The 19,572-nt window shown below is 61.1% G+C and carries 25 protein-coding genes and 1 tRNA gene; 7 read left to right on the forward strand and 19 right to left on the reverse strand.

Annotated elements, in window-relative coordinates; genetic code table 11:
- Window positions 1-6: 6 nt before the first annotated feature.
- From ASD12_RS15850 to moaA, 10 genes are all read right to left on the reverse strand, one after another.
- Window positions 7-876: an NAD(P)-dependent oxidoreductase gene (locus ASD12_RS15850; protein ID WP_056587688.1), complete on the reverse strand. Its 870-nt coding sequence runs from the start codon at window positions 874-876 to the stop codon at window positions 7-9.
- 214 nt (window positions 877-1,090) lie between these two features.
- Window positions 1,091-1,912 carry an ABC transporter permease gene (locus ASD12_RS15855; protein ID WP_056587691.1) on the reverse strand — a complete coding sequence of 274 codons (822 nt, stop codon included), beginning with the start codon at window positions 1,910-1,912 and terminating at the stop codon, window positions 1,091-1,093.
- On the reverse strand, window positions 1,909-2,628 hold the full coding sequence (locus ASD12_RS15860; RefSeq protein WP_056587693.1) for an ABC transporter permease: 720 nt from the start codon (window positions 2,626-2,628) through the stop codon (window positions 1,909-1,911). Before ASD12_RS15860 ends, ASD12_RS15855 begins: the two co-directional genes overlap by 4 nt.
- An 80-nt stretch (window positions 2,629-2,708) precedes the next feature.
- Window positions 2,709-3,494 carry an ABC transporter substrate-binding protein gene (locus ASD12_RS15865; protein WP_056587696.1) on the reverse strand — a complete coding sequence of 262 codons (786 nt, stop codon included), beginning with the start codon at window positions 3,492-3,494 and terminating at the stop codon, window positions 2,709-2,711.
- Window positions 3,495-3,651: 157 nt separating this feature from the next.
- Complete coding sequence (gene mobB, locus ASD12_RS15870; protein WP_056587699.1) at window positions 3,652-4,161, reverse strand: molybdopterin-guanine dinucleotide biosynthesis protein B; 510 nt, start codon at window positions 4,159-4,161, stop codon at window positions 3,652-3,654.
- On the reverse strand, window positions 4,158-4,790 hold the full coding sequence (gene mobA / locus ASD12_RS15875; RefSeq protein ID WP_056587701.1) for a molybdenum cofactor guanylyltransferase MobA: 633 nt from the start codon (window positions 4,788-4,790) through the stop codon (window positions 4,158-4,160). The genes mobB and mobA overlap by 4 nt, the downstream gene beginning before the upstream one ends.
- A gap of 56 nt (window positions 4,791-4,846) precedes the next feature.
- Entirely contained in the window at window positions 4,847-5,767 is a 921-nt protein-coding gene (locus ASD12_RS15880; RefSeq protein WP_056587710.1) for a DMT family transporter, read from the reverse strand.
- A gap of 120 nt (window positions 5,768-5,887) precedes the next feature.
- Window positions 5,888-6,247: a hypothetical protein gene (locus ASD12_RS15885; protein ID WP_056587712.1), complete on the reverse strand. Its 360-nt coding sequence runs from the start codon at window positions 6,245-6,247 to the stop codon at window positions 5,888-5,890.
- A 140-nt stretch (window positions 6,248-6,387) separates the two neighbouring features.
- Window positions 6,388-6,861 carry a hypothetical protein gene (locus ASD12_RS15890; RefSeq protein WP_056587716.1) on the reverse strand — a complete coding sequence of 158 codons (474 nt, stop codon included), beginning with the start codon at window positions 6,859-6,861 and terminating at the stop codon, window positions 6,388-6,390.
- Between the two features lie 56 nt (window positions 6,862-6,917).
- On the reverse strand, window positions 6,918-7,913 hold the full coding sequence (gene moaA / locus ASD12_RS15895; RefSeq protein WP_056587719.1) for a GTP 3',8-cyclase MoaA: 996 nt from the start codon (window positions 7,911-7,913) through the stop codon (window positions 6,918-6,920).
- Between the two features lie 198 nt (window positions 7,914-8,111).
- On the opposite strand from moaA, the gene ASD12_RS15900 reads away from it, so the two are divergent.
- A complete protein-coding gene (locus ASD12_RS15900; RefSeq protein ID WP_056587844.1) occupies window positions 8,112-8,465 on the forward strand; it encodes a DUF971 domain-containing protein in 354 nt (117 codons plus the stop codon).
- Window positions 8,466-8,589: 124 nt separating this feature from the next.
- Window positions 8,590-9,201: a pyridoxamine 5'-phosphate oxidase family protein gene (locus tag ASD12_RS15905; RefSeq protein ID WP_056587722.1), complete on the forward strand. Its 612-nt coding sequence runs from the start codon at window positions 8,590-8,592 to the stop codon at window positions 9,199-9,201.
- An 18-nt stretch (window positions 9,202-9,219) separates the two neighbouring features.
- Here the strand turns inward: ASD12_RS15905 and ASD12_RS15910 are convergent, their stop codons facing one another.
- Complete coding sequence (locus ASD12_RS15910; protein ID WP_056587725.1) at window positions 9,220-9,672, reverse strand: MarR family transcriptional regulator; 453 nt, start codon at window positions 9,670-9,672, stop codon at window positions 9,220-9,222.
- 47 nt (window positions 9,673-9,719) lie between these two features.
- Between ASD12_RS15910 and ASD12_RS15915 the strand changes: the two genes are divergently transcribed.
- A complete protein-coding gene (locus tag ASD12_RS15915; protein WP_056587728.1) occupies window positions 9,720-10,628 on the forward strand; it encodes an alpha/beta hydrolase in 909 nt (302 codons plus the stop codon).
- Between the two features lie 12 nt (window positions 10,629-10,640).
- On the opposite strand, the gene ASD12_RS15920 is transcribed toward ASD12_RS15915, so the two are convergent.
- Complete coding sequence (locus ASD12_RS15920) at window positions 10,641-11,036, reverse strand: rhodanese-like domain-containing protein (RefSeq protein WP_056587731.1); 396 nt, start codon at window positions 11,034-11,036, stop codon at window positions 10,641-10,643.
- A gap of 76 nt (window positions 11,037-11,112) precedes the next feature.
- Window positions 11,113-11,727 carry a TetR/AcrR family transcriptional regulator gene (locus ASD12_RS15925; RefSeq protein WP_056587847.1) on the reverse strand — a complete coding sequence of 205 codons (615 nt, stop codon included), beginning with the start codon at window positions 11,725-11,727 and terminating at the stop codon, window positions 11,113-11,115.
- Between the two features lie 99 nt (window positions 11,728-11,826).
- On the opposite strand from ASD12_RS15925, the gene ASD12_RS15930 reads away from it, so the two are divergent.
- Complete coding sequence (locus ASD12_RS15930; protein WP_056587734.1) at window positions 11,827-12,573, forward strand: 3-oxoacyl-ACP reductase family protein; 747 nt, start codon at window positions 11,827-11,829, stop codon at window positions 12,571-12,573.
- A 207-nt stretch (window positions 12,574-12,780) separates the two neighbouring features.
- Complete coding sequence (locus ASD12_RS15935; RefSeq protein ID WP_056587737.1) at window positions 12,781-14,667, forward strand: murein L,D-transpeptidase; 1,887 nt, start codon at window positions 12,781-12,783, stop codon at window positions 14,665-14,667.
- A gap of 89 nt (window positions 14,668-14,756) precedes the next feature.
- On the opposite strand, the gene ASD12_RS15940 is transcribed toward ASD12_RS15935, so the two are convergent.
- Both ASD12_RS15940 and ASD12_RS15945 read right to left on the reverse strand, forming a co-directional pair.
- A complete protein-coding gene (locus tag ASD12_RS15940; RefSeq protein WP_056587740.1) occupies window positions 14,757-15,239 on the reverse strand; it encodes a hypothetical protein in 483 nt (160 codons plus the stop codon).
- Window positions 15,240-15,454: 215 nt separating this feature from the next.
- Entirely contained in the window at window positions 15,455-15,712 is a 258-nt protein-coding gene (locus tag ASD12_RS15945; RefSeq protein ID WP_056587744.1) for a PepSY domain-containing protein, read from the reverse strand.
- Between the two features lie 722 nt (window positions 15,713-16,434).
- Here ASD12_RS15945 and ASD12_RS15950 point away from each other — a divergent pair.
- Window positions 16,435-16,791 carry a hypothetical protein gene (locus tag ASD12_RS15950; RefSeq protein ID WP_056587746.1) on the forward strand — a complete coding sequence of 119 codons (357 nt, stop codon included), beginning with the start codon at window positions 16,435-16,437 and terminating at the stop codon, window positions 16,789-16,791.
- A gap of 171 nt (window positions 16,792-16,962) precedes the next feature.
- Window positions 16,963-17,139 carry a hypothetical protein gene (locus ASD12_RS15955; protein WP_210173858.1) on the forward strand — a complete coding sequence of 59 codons (177 nt, stop codon included), beginning with the start codon at window positions 16,963-16,965 and terminating at the stop codon, window positions 17,137-17,139.
- A 25-nt stretch (window positions 17,140-17,164) separates the two neighbouring features.
- Here the strand turns inward: ASD12_RS15955 and ASD12_RS15960 are convergent, their stop codons facing one another.
- The 4 genes from ASD12_RS15960 to ASD12_RS15975 all read right to left on the reverse strand — a co-directional run bounded on the left by ASD12_RS15960 (window position 17,165) and on the right by ASD12_RS15975 (window position 19,502).
- Complete coding sequence (locus tag ASD12_RS15960; RefSeq protein ID WP_056587752.1) at window positions 17,165-17,644, reverse strand: hypothetical protein; 480 nt, start codon at window positions 17,642-17,644, stop codon at window positions 17,165-17,167.
- Window positions 17,628-17,981, reverse strand: a complete 354-nt coding sequence (locus ASD12_RS15965; RefSeq protein ID WP_056587756.1) for an STAS-like domain-containing protein — start codon at window positions 17,979-17,981, stop codon at window positions 17,628-17,630. The genes ASD12_RS15960 and ASD12_RS15965 overlap by 17 nt, the downstream gene beginning before the upstream one ends.
- The gene (locus ASD12_RS34140) at window positions 17,978-19,105 is read right to left on the reverse strand and encodes a hypothetical protein (protein WP_156398599.1); all 1,128 of its coding nucleotides are present in this window, start codon (window positions 19,103-19,105) and stop codon (window positions 17,978-17,980) included. Before ASD12_RS34140 ends, ASD12_RS15965 begins: the two co-directional genes overlap by 4 nt.
- A 322-nt stretch (window positions 19,106-19,427) precedes the next feature.
- Window positions 19,428-19,502 (reverse strand) — tRNA-Val (locus ASD12_RS15975).
- Window positions 19,503-19,572: the final 70 nt, after the last annotated feature.

Genomic DNA, 19,572 nt, shown 5'->3' on the forward strand with positions numbered 1-19,572 from the left:
AGAAACCTATTTTTCGAGACGCGCCAGCAGCGAAGACGTGTCCCAGCGCTTGCCGCCCATCGCCTGCACATCCTTGTAGAACTGGTCGATAAGTGCGGTCACCGGCAATTTGGCGCCGTTGCGGTCGGCTTCGGCCAGGCAGATGCCAAGGTCCTTGCGCATCCAGTCGACGGCGAAGCCGAAATCATATTTGCCGGCATTCATCGTCTTGTGGCGGTTCTCCATCTGCCAGGAACCGGCGGCGCCCTTGGAAATCACCTCGATCACCTTCTCGATGTCGAGCCCGGCCTTCTTGCCAAAATGGATGCCTTCGGCCAGACCCTGCACGAGGCCGGCGATGGTGATCTGATTGATCATCTTGGTGAGCTGGCCGGCACCGGCCGACCCCATCAGGCCGACCATGCGGGCAAAGGCATCGATGACGGGCCTGGCCCTGTCGAAAGCGTCCTGCTCGCCGCCGACCATGACGGTCAGCACGCCATTCTCGGCGCCGGCCTGGCCGCCGGAGACCGGCGCGTCGAGAAACGAAAAACCGCCAGCTTGCGCCGCCGCCGCCAGTTCGCGCGCAACCTCGGCCGAGGCCGTGGTGTTGTCGATGAAGACCGCCCCCTTCTTCATCGATTTGAAGGCGCCTTCCGGACCCGTGGTCACCGAACGCAAATCGTCGTCATTGCCGACACAGGAGAAGACAAAGTCCTTGCCCTCGGCGGCCTGCGCCGGTGTCACCGCCACACTGCCGCCATGCTGGCCAACCCATTGCTCAGCCTTAGCCTTGGTGCGGTTGTAGACGGTGACGTCGTGGCCGCCCTTGTTCTTCAAGTGCCCGGCCATCGGATAGCCCATCACACCAAGACCGAGAAATGCAACAGATGCCATGAGCCTAACCTTCAGAATGGAAACGAAATTTGCTGCGAAAGCTCCAGAGCAATTCCAGGAAAAGTGTGAAGCGGTTTTCCATCCGGAATTGCGTCAAAACAAGAAGATAGAGCGGTTCGGCGTTTCTATAAATCGACGAACCGTTCTAGGCTCTGCGCTCAATTCGTCAAGACGCGCATGGCCAGATCGACTGGTGCAGCCGAACTGAAAATGGTCAGCGTTTCAGGTGAATGGTGATCCGCCGCTCGATCCATTCGATGCCATGGCGCAAGATCTCGACCATCACCAGATAGACAAGGGCGACCCAGATATAGGCCTGAATATCGAAGGAGTTGGCGAAGGCGAGCTTTGCATTGCCCATCAGATCATAGACCGTGATGATGGCGACGATGGCGGACGCCTTGACCATCAGGATCAGTTCGTTGCCGTAGGGCCGCAAGGCGACGATCAAGGCCTGCGGCAGGATGATCTTGCGCAACGTCTGCAATTTGTGCAGGCCAAGCGAGGCCGCGCCTTCCCATTGTCCTCGTGGCACGCTCTCTATGGCGCCGCGCAGGATCTCGGCCTGGTAGGCGGCCGTGTTGAGCGCAAAGGCAAAGACACCGCAGTTGAACGCGTCCTTGAAAAAATCCCAGAGGCCAACCGACTGGAGTTCGATGCGGAACGAGCCCAATCCGTAGTAGACCAGATAGGTCTGGACCAGCAGTGGCGTGCCGCGGAAGAAATAGACGTAGCAATAGGCGAGGCCGGACAGGATCCGGTTGCTGGACATACGTCCATAGGCAACAGGCACCGACAGCATCGCGCCGAGCACCATCGATATGGAAACCAGCGAGAGCGTTACCCCAAGCCCGCGCAAATAGGCCGGCGCATATTTGGCGAAGAACTCGGCGTTCCAGGCAAAATAGAGATAGCTGACGATGCCGAGGCCGAACAAAATCCACAGGCAGACCAGCGCATAACCGACGATACGCCTGCGCGGCCAGCCGCGCGCCCGTGGCGGGGGCCGTTCGACCATGGTGGCTGTGGCGCTCATCGCTGGGCCTCCCGCCGGCCAAGCGAGCGCAGAATTGCGCTGGTGGCGAAGGACGACATGACGGCCAGGCCAAGAAAGACCAGGGAGGCAACGCCGAAGAACAGAAAAGCGTGCTTGGTGACGCGGGCGGCGATGCTGGCATTGCGCAGCGTCTCGGCCAGGCCGACGACCGATACCAGAGACGTGTCCTTGAGCAGGCTGAGCCAGCAGTTCTCCAGGCCGGGAAACGCGATGCGCAGCAGTTGCGGCACGATCACCTTGCGCATGGTCAGCCAGTTCGAAAGACCGATGGCATAGCCACCCTCATACTGGCCTTTGGGAATGGCGCGGAAAGCGGAAAGGAAAACCTCGCTGGCATAGGACGAGAAGATCAGCGCAAGCACGATCATGCCGGCAACGAAGCTGTTGACGTCGATGGTGGCGTCCGGCCGGAAATACCTGACGAGATGCTGCAGCAGGATCGGCATGCCGAAGAAGAACAGGAAAAGCGTCACCAACTCCGGCAGGCCGCGAAAGACCGTGGTGTAGATGTTGGCGGCAAGGCGCAGCGAAGGTTCTTCGGACTGCTTGGCGAGTGCAATGAAAAAGCCGATCGCCAATCCGATGGGCAGGGTGGCAAGCGCAAGCGCAACGGTGATCAGTGCGCCATAGGCAATATCGTCAAGCCAGCCTTCGGGTCCCCAACTGAGAAGTGTCCATATGCTCTGGGCTGGCATTGACCGGTCTTATCTCCACGTGTTCCCGAGACGAATAAAAAGACGGCGGGGAAATTCCCCGCCGTCTTGACCCTGGTTTATCAGGACTCGGCGCCGTAGACGTCGAATTTGAAGTACTTGTCGTTGATTTCCTTGTATTTTCCATTGGCGCGGATGGCGTCGATCGCCGAATTGAGCTTGTTGACCAGGTCGGTCTCGCCCTTGCGCACGGCAATGCCGGCGCCAGGCCCAAAGATCTCGACCGGTTGCGGCGAAGGCTGGCCGAGAATCTTGCAGCAGGCGCCATCAGGCGAATCCAGAAACTGCTGCAGCACGACGATATCGTCCTCGATGGCATCGAGGCGACCATTGGCGAGATCTGCCTGCTCCTCGGGGCTGCTCGGATAGCCCTTGACGGTGCTGTCGGTGTAGGTCTTCGAGGCATAGTTGAAATGCGTGGTGGTGGTGGCGACGCCGATGGTCTTGCCGGCGAGATCTTCCTTGGTCACGCCCTTCAGCGTGCTGTCCTTGGGCACGGCGATCGCCGACGGCGTGTTGTAGTATTTGTTCGAGAAGTCGACCTTCTCCTTGCGCTCCGGCGTGATCGACATGGAGGCGACGATGGCGTCGAATTTGCCGGCCTGGAGGGCGGGAATGATGCCGTCCCAGTCCTGGGCGACGAAGGTGCACTTGACCTTCATCTCATCACAAAGCGCCTTGGCAATGTCGATGTCGAAGCCCACGAGTTGGCCGTCTGACGTCAAATTGTTGAATGGCGGGTAGGCGCCTTCGGTGCCGATCTTCAGGGTCTTTTCCTGGGCTTGGGCTACGCCGAGCGTCAGCAGCGCGGCCGATGCGGCAAGCGCGATACGCAGTGAAATACGCATGATGGTCCTCTCTTTATGATCCCGGCCGTCGTTCCGAACGGCTCTATGGGGCGGTGCTTTTGACCGCCCGCTGGCGCGATACTCCCACTCTTTCCAAGAAAAAAGCAACTGCAAAACCACAAAAATGGGCAAGGCTATTCTGCCGCTGCGTCAACGCTCAAGCAACGAGCCCCGTGGTGCGCTCGATGAAGTCGGCTATCGACTTTGCATCGTCGAGGTCGAACACCGGCAGGTGCTCGCCTTCAACCGCAAAATCGGCGGCGACGGCGACGATGTTGGGATCACCCGCCGAAAGCGGCGTGCGGTCCTTCGCTTCCAGCCGGCGGGTTTCGACCTTGCTGTGGGTTTCGCGCTTGTAGCCTTCGACCAGCACCAGATCGCAAGGCGCAAGCCGCGACAGAATAGCCTCCAGCGTCGGCTCATCCTCACCGCGCAACTCATGCATCAAAGCCCAGCGGTTTCCGGACACGATCGCCACTTCGGTGGCGCCGGCCTGCCGATGGCGGAAGCTGTCGGCGCCCGGCTTGTCGATGTCGAAGTCATGATGGGCGTGTTTCACCGTCGACACTTTCCAGCCGCGCCAGACAAGTTCGGTGACCAGTTTTTCGGTCAATGTCGTCTTGCCGGAGTTTTTCCAGCCGGTGATGCCGAAGACGCGTCTGTTCATGGTTTCATGCTCTGCAACAGACGCTTGGCCCGGACAAGGTCGTCAGGCTCGTTGATGTTGAAGAAAGGATCAATCGGGTGGCCTGCCGATTGCAGAATCGGGAATTCGACATCGACAAAACCGTTCCGGTCGATGAAAGCCGACACCCGCCTGTTGTCCTCGTCGACCAGAAAGTGCCGCAAGGCGTCGCGGCAGTCCATCGGCCAGAGCGCGAAGGTCGGGTGCCGCTTGCCGGCCGAGCAAGCGACGGCAATCGCAGCGGGGCGTTGATCCTTGGCGGCAGCCAGCCGTTCGACGAGATCCGGCGGCAGGAAGGGCGTGTCGCCGGCAGCGGTGACAATCGCCTTGCAAGCCGTGTTGGCAACAGCCCAGTCCAGGCCAGTCAGGATTCCGGCAAGCGGCCCGGCAAAGCCGGTCACCGTGTCGGCAAGCACCGACAGGCCAAAGCGCGAGAACCGTGCCGGGTCGCCATTGGCGCTGAGCGCCAGGGGGGCGATCTGTGGGCTGAGGCGCGAGACGACCTGGTCAAGCACGCAGCCGCTGCCAAGCGGCAACAGGCTCTTGTCGCCGCCGCCCATCCGTCTTGATTGGCCACCGGCCAGAATGATCCCCGCAATGTCTCGCTTCATGCCATGAAGCCTGTACGCCAGCCGCCGGAAATCACAAGAACCTTCAAGTGACCTGGCTAGATTCCGTCGGGCACCATGGTCGGTCCCGTGCTTTCGGCAACGATCTTTCGCCGGCCGACGATCCGCTCGCGGTAGAGCGCGTAGAGGCCGGAGCCGATGATGATCGTGGCGCCGACGATCATCGGCAGATCGGGAATATCGGCGAAGATGAATAGGCCAAGCAGGATCGACCAGATCAGGGCCGTGTAGCGGAACGGCGCGATGAAGGAGATGTCGCCCGCCCGCATCGCCATGATGATGAACTGGTAGCCGATCAGCACCAGCACCGCAGCCAATGCCAGCAGAGCCGTGCCATTACCCGTCATCGGTGTCCAGCCGCCCATCGGCGACAACAGCGCCGCACCGACAATTGTCATGGCCAGCGCGGTGGCGGTCGACACCAGCAATGTCGGAATGGCCTTGGGGATCCGCTTGGTGGCAAGATCGCGCACCGCACAACAGGCGACGCTGGCCAGCGCCGACAGCGAGTAGATGCTGAACCCTTCGAAACCAGGCCGCACGATGATCAGCACGCCGGCAAATCCGATGGCGATGGCCAGCCAGCGTCGCCATCCGACAGTCTCGCCGAAGACAAGTGCCGCCCCCATCGTCACCGCCAGCGGCAGCGCCTGCAGCACCGCCGAAACATTGGCGATCGGCAGATGGGCGAGGGCGACGAGAAAACTCACCGTGGCGCCGGCCTCGCCGAACACGCGCAAGGCCACCAAAGGCTGCAGCATCGAGCCTGGACGGGCGAGCGCGCCGCGCTGCCAGGCGAGCAAGCCGACGAAAAGCGAAGCGAAAGCGCCACGGATCAACATGACCTGCGCCATGTTCATCGACTGCGACGAGTATTTGGTGATGGCGTCGTTGAGGCAGAAGCCGGCCATCGCCACCACCATGAACAACGCGCCGCGAAGATTTGGAGACAGGGGCAAGACGACTACCGGTTCCGCTTCGCAGCAAGCCTGTAACAGCCGGAGATGAAACAGCAACAGCAAAGGGCTGGGCCACAGGGTTGTTTGTGGCCCAGAGACTCCCTGCAATGGCGGCAGAGCTTACTTCTTCGGCGTCAGCACCTCGGTGCCATTGCCTTCCTTGCCGGCGATCGTCCACAGGCCATGCAGCGAGCCGTCGTCCATCACCTTGTAGACGACAAGGCCGATATCCTTGTCCATGACATAGCCGGCGGAGAAGGCGTCATCGTTGCGCATGCAGATGCCATCGGAAGATGAGCCGCCCGTCTCCCAGTGGATCGTGCAGGTCGTTCCGCTGGTCAGCGCGATGGTTGCCTCGCCGCCATAGGGTGATCCATCGAAGTTGGTGCCGGCGACGGTATAGGTGCCGCCGATCGACTGGGCTGCCGCGGGCACGGCCGCGAGACCAAGCAATGCAAGAGAAAGAACGAGTTTGTGCATGATGTATATTCCCCCCAGTTGGATGAAAACCGTCCCAGAGCGAACGCTAGGCCGGAACGGGCGCACGGTAAATCAGGTGACCATCGCGGATACAGATTTGTTCGCCGTGTGGCCGAAAATGCTCATAGAGCCCCGAAACCTCACGGCCCCTTGAGACTGCCGGCGATGGCACCCACCAGCGGGTCGTATTTCGACTTCAGGGCCGGCGGGTAGTCGACCCACACCGTGCGGATGACACCATCTTTGCCGAACAGGCGCCGCTCGTAAAAGATCTTTCCATCCTTCAAGCCCGACAGCACCGCCCAGTCCTTTGCGGCCTTGCCGTAGGTGACCTTGTAGCCCGGTTCCTGGCTTGCCTTCTCCGCTGCGACAAAGCCTTTCGGCGTATCGTCGTCGACGTTGAGGATGCCCGAGCAGATCAGGCTGGCGCCATCGGCGCTCAGCCACACCTGTCCGTCGCCATTGTCCGGTTCAGGCTGGCGATCGGTGAAGACATCGTCGGGAAAGGTGCAGACGGTGCCGAAGCGCTCGTTCACATAGGTGAACGGCGCGGCAATTGCGGTGCTCGCCGCGAGCGCAGCGAAAAACGTCCCGATTGAAAAGAACCGCCGCATGTCTTGCCCCCAAGTCGATGACCGCACGGCAATTCTTGGGCAGATCGGCGGCAAGGTCAGCCGCCAGTGACGCTCATATGGCGCGATACCGATGGGCGGCTGGTGCGGCGGTCGATGATGAAGTCATGGCCTTTCGGCTTGCGGCCGATCGCTTCGTCTATTGCCGCGGCGACCAGCTCGTTGCCTTCGGAGGCTCGCAAGGGCGCGCGCAGGTCGGCGGCGTCCTCCTGGCCGAGGCACATGTAGAGCGTGCCGGTGCAGGTCAGCCGGACGCGGTTGCAGCTTTCGCAGAAATTATGTGTCATCGGCGTGATGAAACCGAGGCGCCCGCCGGTCTCGGCGACATGGACGTAACGGGCGGGGCCGCCGGTCTTGAAGGGAATGTCGGTCAGCGTGAACTGGCGTTCCAGCGACGCGCGCAGCAGCGACAGTGGCAGGTACTGGTCCGTGCGGTCGCCCTCGATCTCGCCCATCGGCATGGTTTCGATGACCGTCAGGTCCATGTCACGGCCATGCGCCCAGCGCATCATTTCAGGCAGCTCGGCGTCGTTGAAATCCTTCAGCGCCACCGCGTTGAGCTTGACCTTCAGCCCGGCCGCCTGGGCGGCATCGATGCCTTGCATGACCTTGTCGAGATGGCCCCAGCGCGTGATCTTGTGGAACTTGTCGGCATCGAGCGTATCGAGTGAGACGTTGATGCGCTTGACGCCGCGATCGGCGAGTTCGGCGGCAAAGCGCGACAGCTGCGAGCCGTTGGTGGTCAGCGTCAGTTCTTCCAGCGCGCCGCTGTCGAGATGCCGCGACAGCTGGCGCACCAGATGCATGATGTTCTTGCGAACCAGCGGCTCACCGCCGGTCAGCCGCAGCTTCCTGACACCCTTTTCGATGAAGACCGTGCAGAGTCGGTCGAGTTCTTCCAGCGACAGCAGGTCTTTCTTCGGCAGAAAGGCCATGTCCTCGGCCATGCAATAGGTGCAACGGAAATCGCAGCGGTCGGTGACCGACACTCTGAGGTAGCTGATCGTGCGGCCGAAAGGATCGATCATGTCCATGCTTCAAGCGCTTCCCGTGGCCGTGAACGGCGTCGTTGTATACCGCTATGTGATACGATACGGCCTGCCATTCAAGATAGCGCCTTTCGATCTTTGGTAACATTCCTGCGCCGACATCGCATGTCGGTCGGCTCAAAGAGCCTTTTCCCGTTTGGCGAAGCGGCGTAGGGAAGGGTGGACGACACGGGATCGAACATCATGACCGCCCCGAAAGAACTCCGGGTCTCAAAGGACCGCAAACTGCTGTCCGTCACCTTTCCCGATCATCAGCCGTTCGAACTGCCGGCGGAGTTGTTGCGGGTCGCCTCGCCATCGGCCGAAGTGCAAGGCCATTCGCCCGAACAGCGGGTGACGGTTCCCGGCAAGCGCAATGTGGCGATCCTGAAGATCGAGCCGGTCGGCAACTATGCTGTCCGCATCACCTTCGACGATTTCCACGACACCGGCATCTTCACCTGGAATTACCTGCACACGCTCGGCCACGAGAAGGATGCACGCTGGGACGCCTATCTGGCCGAGCTTGCGGAAAAGGGCTTGAGCCGGGACCGTTAGGGTAAGGAGATAGAGCATGATGTCGTCCGAAAACCGCTCACACTTTTCGGCATCATGCTCCCGACGCCGTCGTCAAAGCGTCATCGATGTGGAGTAGCGCCGGCAAAGGTTCGGAGGCGAAAACATGTCCGTCATCACCACGGTCGAGCAGCTCGAGGCGCTCTATGGCGTTCCAGGCGAGGCCTCCCTGGTCAAGGAACTCGACCACGTCATTCCAGAGTATGCCGCCTTCATCGAAGCCTCACCCTTCGTCGCGCTGGCAACCAGTGGCCCTGAGGGGCTGGACTGTTCGCCGCGCGGCGATCTCGCCGGCTTCGTGCGCATCCAAGATCCGAAAACGCTGATGATGCCGGATCGTCGCGGCAACAACCGCGCCGATTCGCTCAGAAACATCATCCGCGACCCTCGCGTCGGCCTGCTGTTCCTGGTGCCTGGCTCTGGCACGACGCTGCGCGTCAATGGCCGCGCTCATATCACCACGGATACAACGCTGTGCGCGTCATTCACGGTGGACGGCAAGGCGGCCCGTTCAGTGACCGTCGTCGACGTCGATTCGGTCTATTTCCAATGCGCCCGCGCCATTGTCCGTTCCGAACTCTGGAACCCGGCAAGGCACGTCGACCCGAAGTCGCTGCCGACGCCCGGACAGATCCTGGAAATCACCAGCCGCAAGAATATCGACGGCGAGACCTACGACAAGGAATGGCCGGAGCGGGCGAAGAAGACGATGTGGTAAGTCTGAGCTGAAGGGCCGTTACGCCTCCTTCAGCACCTCATAGATCTTGCGCATCTGCTCGCCGATCATGTCGCACTGTTCCGGCGTCGACTGGCTCATCGCCTTCTCGATCAGCGCCATATGCACTTTCAGCGCCTGCATCAGCAGCGCCTCGCCGGCCTCGGTGAGTGCAAGCCGCAAGATGCGCTTGTCCTTTTCATCGCCTTCGCGGCGCAGCAGCCCACGCGCCTCCAACTGCGGCAGCAGCATGGTGATGTTGGAGCGGCCGACAAGCAGCTTGCGGGCAAGGTCGTGCTGCGACATGCCGGGATGGCGGTAGAGGTTCATCAGAACGTCGAGCTGCGCCGGCTTCAGGTCGAGCGGCGCGAGCTTCACCGCCAGCGTGCGCTCCAGCACATGGCAGGCACGCGCCACCGCGACCCAGTTGCGAAAACGCGGGTTGTCCCAAGGTAGCTCTTGTTTATTGTTCATCTTTGAACTATTATGTTCATGCTTGAACGTATGGATGGATTCTCACTATGGCATCATTCGGGCTGAAGGTCATCCGGGGCGTGTTTGGTGCGGCCGAGCGTGTCGCGCCACGCCTGACCGGGCGCGCGGCGTTCGAATTGTTCTGCCGCACGCCGAGCGTCAAGGCGCTCAGCGATGGCGAACGCCGCGCCATCGACCGTGCTGCCGAGTTCATGACCGAGGCGCGTCATCACCGGCTGAAGACCGCGACCGGCTGCGTCATGGTGCACGAGTTCCGGCCGGAGTCGGGCAGGGCGGCCGCCGGCACGGTGCTGGTCGTCCATGGCTGGCGCTCGCGCACCGAATATATGCGCGCATTGATCGAAGGCTATCGCGCCGCCGGCTACAGGGTTGTTTCGCTTGACCTGCCAGGCCACGGCCAGTCGCAGGGCCGGCGGTTGAACATGGTCAATGCGGTGGATGCGGTGCGGGTTGCCGGCGAGTGGTTCGGTCCCTTCGTGGCGGCGGTCGGTCATTCCTTCGGCGGCGCCGTGGCCGCCAATGCCATCGCCGGCTCGGTCAAGAACATTCCGCCGCTGGCGGCCGGATGCCTGGTGCTGATTGCGGCGCCCAGTTCGCTGCCGGCAATCTTTGCCGACTTCAGCCGCATGCTCAATGTCGGCCCGCGCTCGCAAGCCGCCATGGCGGACCGGGTCGAACATCTTTCCGGCCGGCCGCTGCACGAATTCACCGGCGACCGCCAGCTTGCCCACGCGCCGGTGCCGACCCTGGTCATCCACGCACCGGACGACCGCGAGGTATCGGCCGATCATGCAAGGCGCTACGCCGGTGCCGGCGGCCATGTGCGGCTTTACTGGGCCGATGGGCTCGGCCACCGCCGTATCCTTGCGGACAAGGGTGTGGTCGAACGCGCGGTCGGCTTCGTGATGCATCGAGAGCCGTCGCTGCTGCATTGAGCGGCGGTCGACCTATTTCTTCTTCTCGCCTGGTTCGACCGGCAGTCCGGCCGCCTTCCAGGCGGTGTAACCGCCAAGGATGTGCTTGACCGGCGAAAGCCCCATGTCCTGCGCCGTCTTGGTGGCCAGGGCCGAGCGCCAGCCGCCGGCGCAGAAGAAGACGAAGCTCTTTCCCGAGGCGAAGAATGGCTTGTGGTAAGGGCTTTCAGGATCGATCCAGAATTCCAGCATGCCGCGGGTGACATGTTTGGCGCCGGGAATCCTGCCGTCGCGTTCGACCTCGCGAGGGTCGCGCAGATCGACGAAGATGGTGTCTTCATCGTCGAGCAGCCCGGCTGCTTCCTCCGGCGAAACCACCTCGATCTCGGCGTTGGCCTCGTCCAGCAGTTCGCGATAACCCTTTTTCACGCTCTCGTCCCTCCCGACCTTGTTGGCCCCAGTGTTGCTGGCAAGTCCGGATTTCGAGCACACCGGCCGGCGTTTGTCACGCCGCGTTGATACCGGCCATTGTCTTCCAGGCAGCCAAGGCCCCGGCCACGGTTGCCAGCAGGGCAACGTGCGATGCACCGTCGCGCGCCTGGATCGACATGCCGTGCTGAACCGTGGCGAAGAAGGTCGCGGCGGCGGCGCAGTCGAAATCCGCCGGCAGTTCGCCTTCGGCGACGCCGCGCTCTAGACGCTTCCGCAGGGCGCTGTGGTTTTCGGCGCGGCGGCGACGCAGATCGTCGCAGATGGCGCCGCGGCTCGAATCCTGATGCAGCGCGCCGAGCGCGATCAGGCAACCCTGCGGGCGATCGGTCTGCGCATAGGCTTTCGCCGTCAGGCACAGAAATTGTTCGATCGCCAGCCGCGCGGTCGGTGCTTCCTCAAGCGCCAGCCAGATGTCGGCCCCCTCGGTGCGCGAATAAAGCTCCGTCGCCTCGAGGAACAGCGCCTCCTTGCTGCCGAAGGCGGCATAGAGGCTGGGCGAGTTGATGCCCATGGCGGCGGTCAACTCGCTCATCGATGCGCCTTCGTAGCCACGGGCCCAAAAGACCTCCATCGCGCAGCGCAGCGCCGAGGTTCGATCGAAGGTGCGGGGGCGGCCTCGTTCCGACATGATGCTCTTTTCTGTGTTGATCGATACATAATTCAGTTGACGCCGGCGGGCAAGGCTGAGAGATATATATGTATCGATCATTACAAAAAGGAGAAATCGATGTCATCCAACCAACTGGGGGGCAAGGCCGCGCTCGTCACCGGCGGCAGTCGCGGCATCGGTGCTGCGATCGCGCGACGGCTCGCGGCCGACGGCGCCAGCGTCGCGCTGACTTATGTGCATGGCGAGGAGCAGGCCCGCTCTGTTGTCGCCGAGATAGAGGCCAAGGGTGGCCGCGCCATCGCGATCAAGGCCGACAACCGCGATGCCGTGGCCATAGACAAGGCCGTGGATGACGCCGTGACGGCGTTCGGCCAGCTCGACATCCTGGTCAACAGCGCCGGCATCTGGCGTGCCGCGCCGATCGATACGCTGTCGCTCGCCGATTTCGATGAAACCATGGAGGTTAATCTCAGAGCCCCGTTCATCGCCTCGAAGGCGGCGGCCGCGCATATGGGCGAGGGCGGCAGGATCATCTCGATCGGCAGCAATCTTGCCGAGCGGGTCACCGACACCAGTCTTGGCGCCTATTCAACCAGCAAGGCGGCGCTGGTCGGCCTGACCAAGGCGCTGGCGCGCGACCTCGGTCCACGCGGCATCACCGCCAATGTCGTTCATCCCGGCTCGACCGACACCGACATGAACCCGGCTAACGGCCCGCATGCCGAACACCAGCGCCAGAAGATGGCGACACCGCGCTTCGGCAAGGCCGAGGACATCGCCGGCATGGTCGCCTGGCTGGCAGGCCCGGAGGGCCGTTTCGTCACCGGCGCCGCGCTGACCATCGATGGCGGCGCCAACGCCTGATTGCAAGGCATTTCGCGGCTGGAGCGCAAACACCCGCTCCAGCCGTCACGATGTTGTGAAACCGTTCTGCAACAGGCGTTCCAAAATTTATGAAAGCTTAACGAAATCGGTATGAATCAGTATAGTCGCGCCGTACATCCGCCATGCGGTGAGCGGGACGATCTAGCGTGCGGAACGGGAACCGGTTGCGGCCGGAGCGGGTGATCCATGAAATTCCTCGGAAACAAAGCAACCGTGGTGCCGCTGATGGCGATCACGGCAACGCTCGCTTTCGGTGTGCCTCAGGCAGGCGCGCAGGGGCTCTTCGACATGCTTTTCGGCGGTGGCGTCAAGCGCCCGCCGCAAGGCGAGTTTCCGCCCCCGCCACCGAAACACAAGCCGAAGGCGCCGGCCAGTGGCGGCGGTGGCGGTGTGAGAATCAGCAGCCCGTCCTACTACACCTATAAGGCCGACCGGCTGGTTCGCGTCGACTTCTCGGCGTTGGCCGCGACACCAGAGCCGGCGGCACCGCAGGACGCGGCTTTCGTTCCGTCGGCCACGGGCGCCGCGTTTCGTGATGCGGTTGCCAGCTTGGGCGACTACGAACTCTTCGCCGAGCCCGACATCGCCAAGGCGCTGATCGCCTATTACTCGGCCAATCCGGATTTCATCTGGGTGACCGGAACCAGCCTCAACAGCCGTGCGCAGGACGCGGTGCGCGTCCTTGGCGAGGCTTCAAGCTATGGCCTCACGCCGGCCGACTATACGGTCGAAGTGCCCGCCGCCGGTACATCGACGGCCGACGCCAACGCGCAACTGAAAGAGCTCGTCCGGTTCGAGATGGCGCTGTCGGCACGCGTGCTGCGCTATGCCCATGACGCCCAGAACGGCCGTGTCGAGCCCAACCGCATGACCGGCTACTATGATTTTCCGGCCAAGCCGCTCGACTTGCAAGGCGTGCTGAAGACACTGGCGCATACCCAGGAAGTGCGCACCTATCTCGAGTCGCGGCATCCGCAGAATGCGGAATACCAGGCGCTGCGCGTCGAACTGGAATCGCTGCAGGCCAGTGCGGAAAACGAAATCGTCGTCGACCCCAAGCTGCTGCTGAAGCCGGGCGAAATCAGCCCCGAACTGCCGAAGCTGCTGACCCTGATCGCGCGCAATCTTGATGACGAGATGGGCGGCGCCTATGGCGAGGTCCTGTCGAGGCTGGCCACCAGCGAAGTCTATGACCCGCAACTGGTTCCAGTCGTCAAGGCCGTGCAGCAGAAGGCAGGCATGAAGGGCGACGGCGTCATCGGGCCGCGCACCGTTGCGTCGCTGGCCGGCACATCCAAGGCCGACAAGCTGCTGAAGGTGGAAGTGGCGCTGGAAGAGCTGCGCTGGCTGCCCTCCGATCTCGGGAGCCCGCGTGTCTTCATCAACCAGCCGGCGTTCACCGCTAGCTACATCGACAATGGCGAGGAGAAGCTGAAGACGCGTGTCGTCATAGGCCGGACCACCAATCAGACCGCTTTCTTCTTCAAGGAGATCAAGCAGGTCGATTTCCATCCCTATTGGGGCGTGCCGCAGTCGATCATCGTCAACGAGATGCTGCCCAGACTGCGCAACGATCCGGGCTATCTCGACCGGGCCGGCTATGAGGTGACCGATTCGCGCGGCAAGCGCATTCCTTCGTCGGCGGTCAACTGGGGCGCCTATGGCGCCAACATTCCTTACAGCGTGCGCCAGCAGCCGAGCGAGGCGAACGCGCTGGGCGAGCTGAAGATCCTGTTCCCCAACAAGCACGCGATCTACATGCACGACACGCCGCAGAAATCATTCTTCCAGCGTGATATGCGCGCGCTCAGCCATGGCTGCGTGCGGCTGCAGGACCCGCGCGGCATGGCGGCCGCGGTGCTCGGCACCTCGGTGGACGACATCGCCGAGAAGCTGAAGCACGGCCACGCGACCGAGAATGTGACACGCACGATCCCGGTCTATGTCGCCTATTTTACCGCCTGGCCCGACATGTCCGGCAAGGTCGAATATTTCGGCGACATCTACGACCGCGACTCACGGCTCAAGCAGGCCCTGGACGCCACGGAAGCGGTACGTTCGCCTTCGAGCTGATTAAAGCGCTTCGCGTCGACGCGCTTTAAAGTCTTTGGTTTGCGCGTGTCGTTGTCCCAAAACCGCTGCGCACTTTTGGGCGACACGCACTAGCGCTCCAACAGCGGCCGTTGAAAGCCGGCGTCTCGCCCGGCGATCAGCCAATAGATCAGCCCGGCGACAAGGCCGGCAGCGGCAATAATGCCGATGTCGGCCCAGCGTTCCGGATCCATATCCTCCGGCGCGCTTGGCCAGATCAGAGCGAAGCCGCCGACCGCGGCAGCGGCGCCGAAGACCATATGCAGCAGGAAGTTGCGCAACGAGAAGAACTCGGCGATCAGCGCGAAGATCAGCGTCTGCAGGGCGGTCACCACAATCGTCAGGAAATAGACGAACATGCCGAGCGGCGGCACCACCAGGACCGCGATCGGCGAAACGCCCATGACGTCGAAATAGTCGGGCGCGTTGGGCAAGGAACTGAGCGCGCCATAGATCGCCGCAACGGCGATCAGACCTGCCAGCACCGACACAAAGTAGCCGGCTAATATCATCAATATACGCTTCAGTATGTGCTTCGCAGTCGCCATGCCCATCCCCCAATGCGGCGTCTAGGCGACAGTCAGCCATCAAAGCGAGACTGACGCAAGGGGAGGTGCCCCTTGGCAAGTCGCGGGACACGAAGCGGGCTGGAGCGGCTCTCGTTTCATGGAAACGCAGAACCGCTGCAGCTCTTGTTTGAGGCAATTCCGGACGGAACCGTCTTACACTTTTCCTGGACGTCCTTTAAACCCGTCGTCTGTGGGGACCCCTATTTTGGCTCGGCCGTCACGGGATCGTAGGTGATCTCGACCTTCGCCTTGTCCGACGTGTAGTAGGTGACGGTGTAGGCGCCACTATCCCAGTCGACCTCTTTCACATAGCGAAAGCCGTCGCGTCGCTCGACCTTGGCGATGATCTCCGACAATTTCTTGGCATTGGGCGGCGGCAACGGAGCATCGTCCGCGGCCAAAGCCGGCCCACCGGCGAGAAGAACGGCGACGCTGGTCGCCAGCAGAAATCTGGACATGGCTTTCCCTCAAGGTTTTGTCGGACAGAAACTCGCAGGCGTGCCGGTTTGTTCCGCAGCTGGAATGCATGACCCCGACGATGTCCCCAACTGATGTGGAGCGCATCACGCTTGCTACCTGCTCGAGGGGCCGCCCGCTTAACTTACGCGGCGCGTCGTTGAGCGGGGTGGAGACCTGAACGGGTTCTACGAGGGTCGACGGCGGTCACGATGCCGTGGTGGTGATCGCAATAGACGCGGTCCGTCGAGGTTGGCCCGGCACAAAAACGATAGCCGCCGGGTACTGACCGGTCTTCGCTCACCGGGAAGCGGCACTGATAGAGGCCTAGCTGAATGAGGGGGACGTCTCTCGAAGTTAGTCTGATATTTTCACGCATGGTTTTTCAGGTTCCTGGTTCATGGCCATTGCCGGCTGACGGCCGCTGTGCGGCCGCGTCAGGGCGAGCTTCTCTCGTCTTGGAGGGCTGTGGATCACAATATGGTGTTGGTCGCAGCGTCAATGAAGCCCGAGGCCCTGCTTTCGGAAGCCAATTGTTGCGACTTAAGGCCACACATACCGTTGGGGTGGGGGTGGCTTGTGGGGCCCCCCAACGCGCTGTGCACTTTTCGGGAGCGAAACCATTTTGTCAGCAGACAGCGTGGTCGCGTCCCAGAGCATCTCTCCGAACCGTTGCGCCGGTGCTATGATGTGCCTGCATGATCAGACAGCAGGGATACGAGGCATGCCCGAAGTCACCCGCCGTACACTTCTTGCGTTCACCGCCGCCGTAGCCTCGGTCGTTGAACCGACGTTTGCTGAGGCGGAAGGTGCCTCACCCGAATTGCGGGCGCTGATCGGAGCCCATGAAGCCACCTATGTCGGGCTTCACAGGGTTGTTCATCAAGCGGGCAGCAGCAGCCACGAACGCAAGAGGGCAGACCGGATTGAACAGGAAGCATTGCTGGCCATCTGCTCCTATCCCGCGATCAGCCGAGGCGACCGACGGGCCAAGGCCGATTACCTGTTGACCGTTGAGGCTCGGGGTGAACTCGACCTGGAAGAGCACATGCAGGCCATCCTGCACTCGATGAAGCGCTGATCGCGGCTCGACCGGCGCAGAGCTTGGACCCATCAACAGGAGTTCATGCGCGGACTCCAGGCTATCTCGCCACCTTCCATTACTGCGACTACGCATCAGTGGCTAACGTGCGAAGCGGTCAGCGACCTGGCGGGCAAATGGGAGGTGAGGCTCGATGAAGCCCCATCCCGTGTGCAGCAAGCCAGGGCGCTGGAACCGGAACGCTACACGGTCTGTTGCGCCGACGACCGTATCGAGGTTTCGTTCTGGGATCTCGAGCAGATGACGGTGCGGCGCGGCTCCAACGTCTGCCAGTTCCAGAGCTACGGTTCTTGCTTTCTTACCGCTGCGGGATGGGCAGCAGATTAGCCTTCCGCGCTGCAAAAACGAGCACTCACACGGTCAAAAAAGGTATATGAAAGGCTTTTCGTTCATAATTCAGTTCGCGAAAAGCGATTCTCAGGCTGGCGGCTTTGGATTTAATTTCTACCACTCTTGCCGGATCAGCCGCGCGATCTTTGACGTCAAAATTGTCGCCTGTTGCAGCCTGACGAAAATTAAGAAAAGCGCTATCAATCCTCATCTTCGAATTATGGACGCGCGAGGTCACAAAATTCGCAAAAACGTTGATGTCGTGCAAAGAGCTAATTGTGCTGTCGACTTCTGGAGATAGCGGATCACCGGGTTGCATCCATACGGAAGACGCCTTGGAAACGCACTCTGCGGTCATCTGTTCAAGTTCGGCTAGGGTGGCATCTATCATCTGCGTGTTGGCGGTAAAGCGCTGTTGAATCGCCAGCCCAGCGAGGCCGACTAACCCCGACGCGATGCCACCAAGCACCGAGATGAAAAAGGTCTCAGCGCCGTCCGCCATCGCTTGCTTTGCTGACGTGAAAATTGATGTCAGAAATGTATATGGAAAAGTCGGGTGACGCTCTGAGTGTTATGCGTCGCTGAAATTCTTCCCGCGACCACTTCATCTCCCGTACCAACCCGCCGAATGCCTCCTCTAAAAAGGAGGACGGGTAGCCACGCGTACCGTCCATCTCTATTGTGAGATGATCGTTCTCGGCCAAGGCCGGAATGAGAACTTCCTCTCTAAATTTCTGCCCAGAAGCGGGCCCATCGGTGTAATATCTGCCACCAGGCGTTCTGGAGAATTCATTGAGAATGTTGATCGTCCGCACACGGTTCCTCTGCGCAACGGTCATTTCGAGATACTCCACTCAATCAGCGTGCCGCCCAAGGCGACCCTATGGTTCGTGGCCGTGATAACACCGCGCACGCTATCATATATCGCTTCGCCAGTCCCGCTGATAATTCTCAGGTAGCCGCGATGATGGTCTAAAATCCTCATCATTGTGGGTAGGCCGTTACCGCGACCTTGCAATGTCGTTCTCGTCCGCCCGTATTCCATCGCTGCCTGAATCATTTGAGCATCGTCTGTCGTTCCGCCAATTGCCGCCAGCGCCCCACGAATGCCTTCCCATATCGTCGCTCGTGGCAAGGTGCGTGGAATGCCGACGCCCATGTCATACACCGCTGCCGTCAGCGATTTCGAAGCGCGGTCGTATGAGCCAGACATAAACCAAGTCCCAGGCGCAACGCCAAACCATTCGTCCGGTTCCAAATAGGCGTGTTGCTTCGAGTTTTTCAGGGCCTCAATGAGCCCGTCGTAGATGAAATTGTCAGCGTTTATCGGGCCCGAAATTTCGGCCAGATGCTCTAACAGGTCGTCACATTTGGCGCCGATAACGTCTGTGTCGCTGCGGTACTTCAGGATTTGAACTGGATGGCTGGCCGGGAGGTCGACAGGTGCGGGTCTGTCAGGCGTATCCAGAAAATCGAACAGTCCAAGACTGCGGAACAAATAAGCAATTTCAGGTCGCCAAAGCCTATCGCGCACAATTTTAAGCCTTCGTCCAACAAACTGCTGCCAGCGATACAACTCCGCCGCCAGAACGAGCGATGCCCCTGGCGACGCATGCTGGAAAGCCTCGAAATCAACGCCTCTGGGAAGTTCAGACGGGATTTTGTCACGGTAAATCTGAAAGCGAAGGTGAGCAAAAAATGAAGCTACTTCTTCGTAGTTTTCTCGAAGCGAAAAATTTGCAGGAGGCTGAATGTAAAGATATGATTTACGTCGACTCCCTCTTTTGATCTTCATTTCAGGCGGAGCAACGTCAGCGGGAGGCTGTGGCAGCCTCGGCTTGGCGTCATAAGTCTTTCCAACAACTGGGGTAGGAACATGAAAGTGGCGAGCCTGTTGGCGCCTCCTTTCATTGGCTGCTCTCAAATAATGCCAGTTCTTCCATGCAAGATTGGGCCTTTTCACTCAACGGCACCTCCCGATGCAGCGTTGGGGGCAGATAGTCGTCCAAGTCAAGCCCTCGCTACGCAGCCCGCGGCTGGCAAGTCGTGGACGGCAGTACAATACTAGAGACCTCGAGGACGAGGAAGGCGCGTTTCAATTCCGGGTGGATCGAGGTGCGCGTGTTAGGCCGCGAACGGCTCGGGAACAGATTCCCCGGATTTTCCCGAATGCCGGGCCGAGTTCCGCTTGCGTTCGTCGGGTGATGCCGAGCAGCTTTATGCAATTTCGTTCGCGAAGTTTACGCGAAAACGGCGCAAAACATGGCCTTATTGTGCATTGGGAATGGTGGGCGATGCAGGGATTGAACCTGCGACCCCACCCGTGTGAAGGGTGTGCTCTCCCGCTGAGCTAATCGCCCGCTCGTTGCCCAAAGGCCAAGCGAGCCGCGATATAAGGGAGGCAGGTGCGGGAAGTCAAGGCGGTGTCGG

This window comes from Mesorhizobium sp. Root102 (genome assembly GCF_001425625.1).
Taxonomy (GTDB): Bacteria; Pseudomonadota; Alphaproteobacteria; order Rhizobiales; family Rhizobiaceae; genus Mesorhizobium.

Excerpts from the sequence above, each read along its gene's own strand:
- ASD12_RS15850 (WP_056587688.1), bottom strand. The coding sequence starts at position 876 with ATGGCATCTGTTGCATTTCTCGGTCTTGGTGTGATGGGCTATCCGATG.
- ASD12_RS15855 (WP_056587691.1), bottom strand. The coding sequence starts at position 1,912 with ATGAGCGCCACAGCCACCATGGTCGAACGGCCCCCGCCACGGGCGCGC.
- ASD12_RS15860 (WP_056587693.1), bottom strand. The coding sequence starts at position 2,628 with ATGCCAGCCCAGAGCATATGGACACTTCTCAGTTGGGGACCCGAAGGC.
- ASD12_RS15865 (WP_056587696.1), bottom strand. The coding sequence starts at position 3,494 with ATGCGTATTTCACTGCGTATCGCGCTTGCCGCATCGGCCGCGCTGCTG.
- mobB (WP_056587699.1), bottom strand. The coding sequence starts at position 4,161 with ATGAACAGACGCGTCTTCGGCATCACCGGCTGGAAAAACTCCGGCAAG.
- mobA (WP_056587701.1), bottom strand. The coding sequence starts at position 4,790 with ATGAAGCGAGACATTGCGGGGATCATTCTGGCCGGTGGCCAATCAAGA.
- ASD12_RS15885 (WP_056587712.1), bottom strand. The coding sequence starts at position 6,247 with ATGCACAAACTCGTTCTTTCTCTTGCATTGCTTGGTCTCGCGGCCGTG.
- ASD12_RS15890 (WP_056587716.1), bottom strand. The coding sequence starts at position 6,861 with ATGCGGCGGTTCTTTTCAATCGGGACGTTTTTCGCTGCGCTCGCGGCG.
- moaA (WP_056587719.1), bottom strand. The coding sequence starts at position 7,913 with ATGGACATGATCGATCCTTTCGGCCGCACGATCAGCTACCTCAGAGTG.
- ASD12_RS15900 (WP_056587844.1), top strand. The coding sequence starts at position 8,112 with ATGACCGCCCCGAAAGAACTCCGGGTCTCAAAGGACCGCAAACTGCTG.
- ASD12_RS15905 (WP_056587722.1), top strand. The coding sequence starts at position 8,590 with ATGTCCGTCATCACCACGGTCGAGCAGCTCGAGGCGCTCTATGGCGTT.
- ASD12_RS15910 (WP_056587725.1), bottom strand. The coding sequence starts at position 9,672 with ATGAACAATAAACAAGAGCTACCTTGGGACAACCCGCGTTTTCGCAAC.
- ASD12_RS15915 (WP_056587728.1), top strand. The coding sequence starts at position 9,720 with ATGGCATCATTCGGGCTGAAGGTCATCCGGGGCGTGTTTGGTGCGGCC.
- ASD12_RS15925 (WP_056587847.1), bottom strand. The coding sequence starts at position 11,727 with ATGTCGGAACGAGGCCGCCCCCGCACCTTCGATCGAACCTCGGCGCTG.
- ASD12_RS15930 (WP_056587734.1), top strand. The coding sequence starts at position 11,827 with ATGTCATCCAACCAACTGGGGGGCAAGGCCGCGCTCGTCACCGGCGGC.
- ASD12_RS15935 (WP_056587737.1), top strand. The coding sequence starts at position 12,781 with ATGAAATTCCTCGGAAACAAAGCAACCGTGGTGCCGCTGATGGCGATC.
- ASD12_RS15940 (WP_056587740.1), bottom strand. The coding sequence starts at position 15,239 with ATGGGCATGGCGACTGCGAAGCACATACTGAAGCGTATATTGATGATA.
- ASD12_RS15945 (WP_056587744.1), bottom strand. The coding sequence starts at position 15,712 with ATGTCCAGATTTCTGCTGGCGACCAGCGTCGCCGTTCTTCTCGCCGGT.
- ASD12_RS15950 (WP_056587746.1), top strand. The coding sequence starts at position 16,435 with ATGCCCGAAGTCACCCGCCGTACACTTCTTGCGTTCACCGCCGCCGTA.
- ASD12_RS15960 (WP_056587752.1), bottom strand. The coding sequence starts at position 17,644 with ATGGCGGACGGCGCTGAGACCTTTTTCATCTCGGTGCTTGGTGGCATC.
- ASD12_RS15965 (WP_056587756.1), bottom strand. The coding sequence starts at position 17,981 with ATGACCGTTGCGCAGAGGAACCGTGTGCGGACGATCAACATTCTCAAT.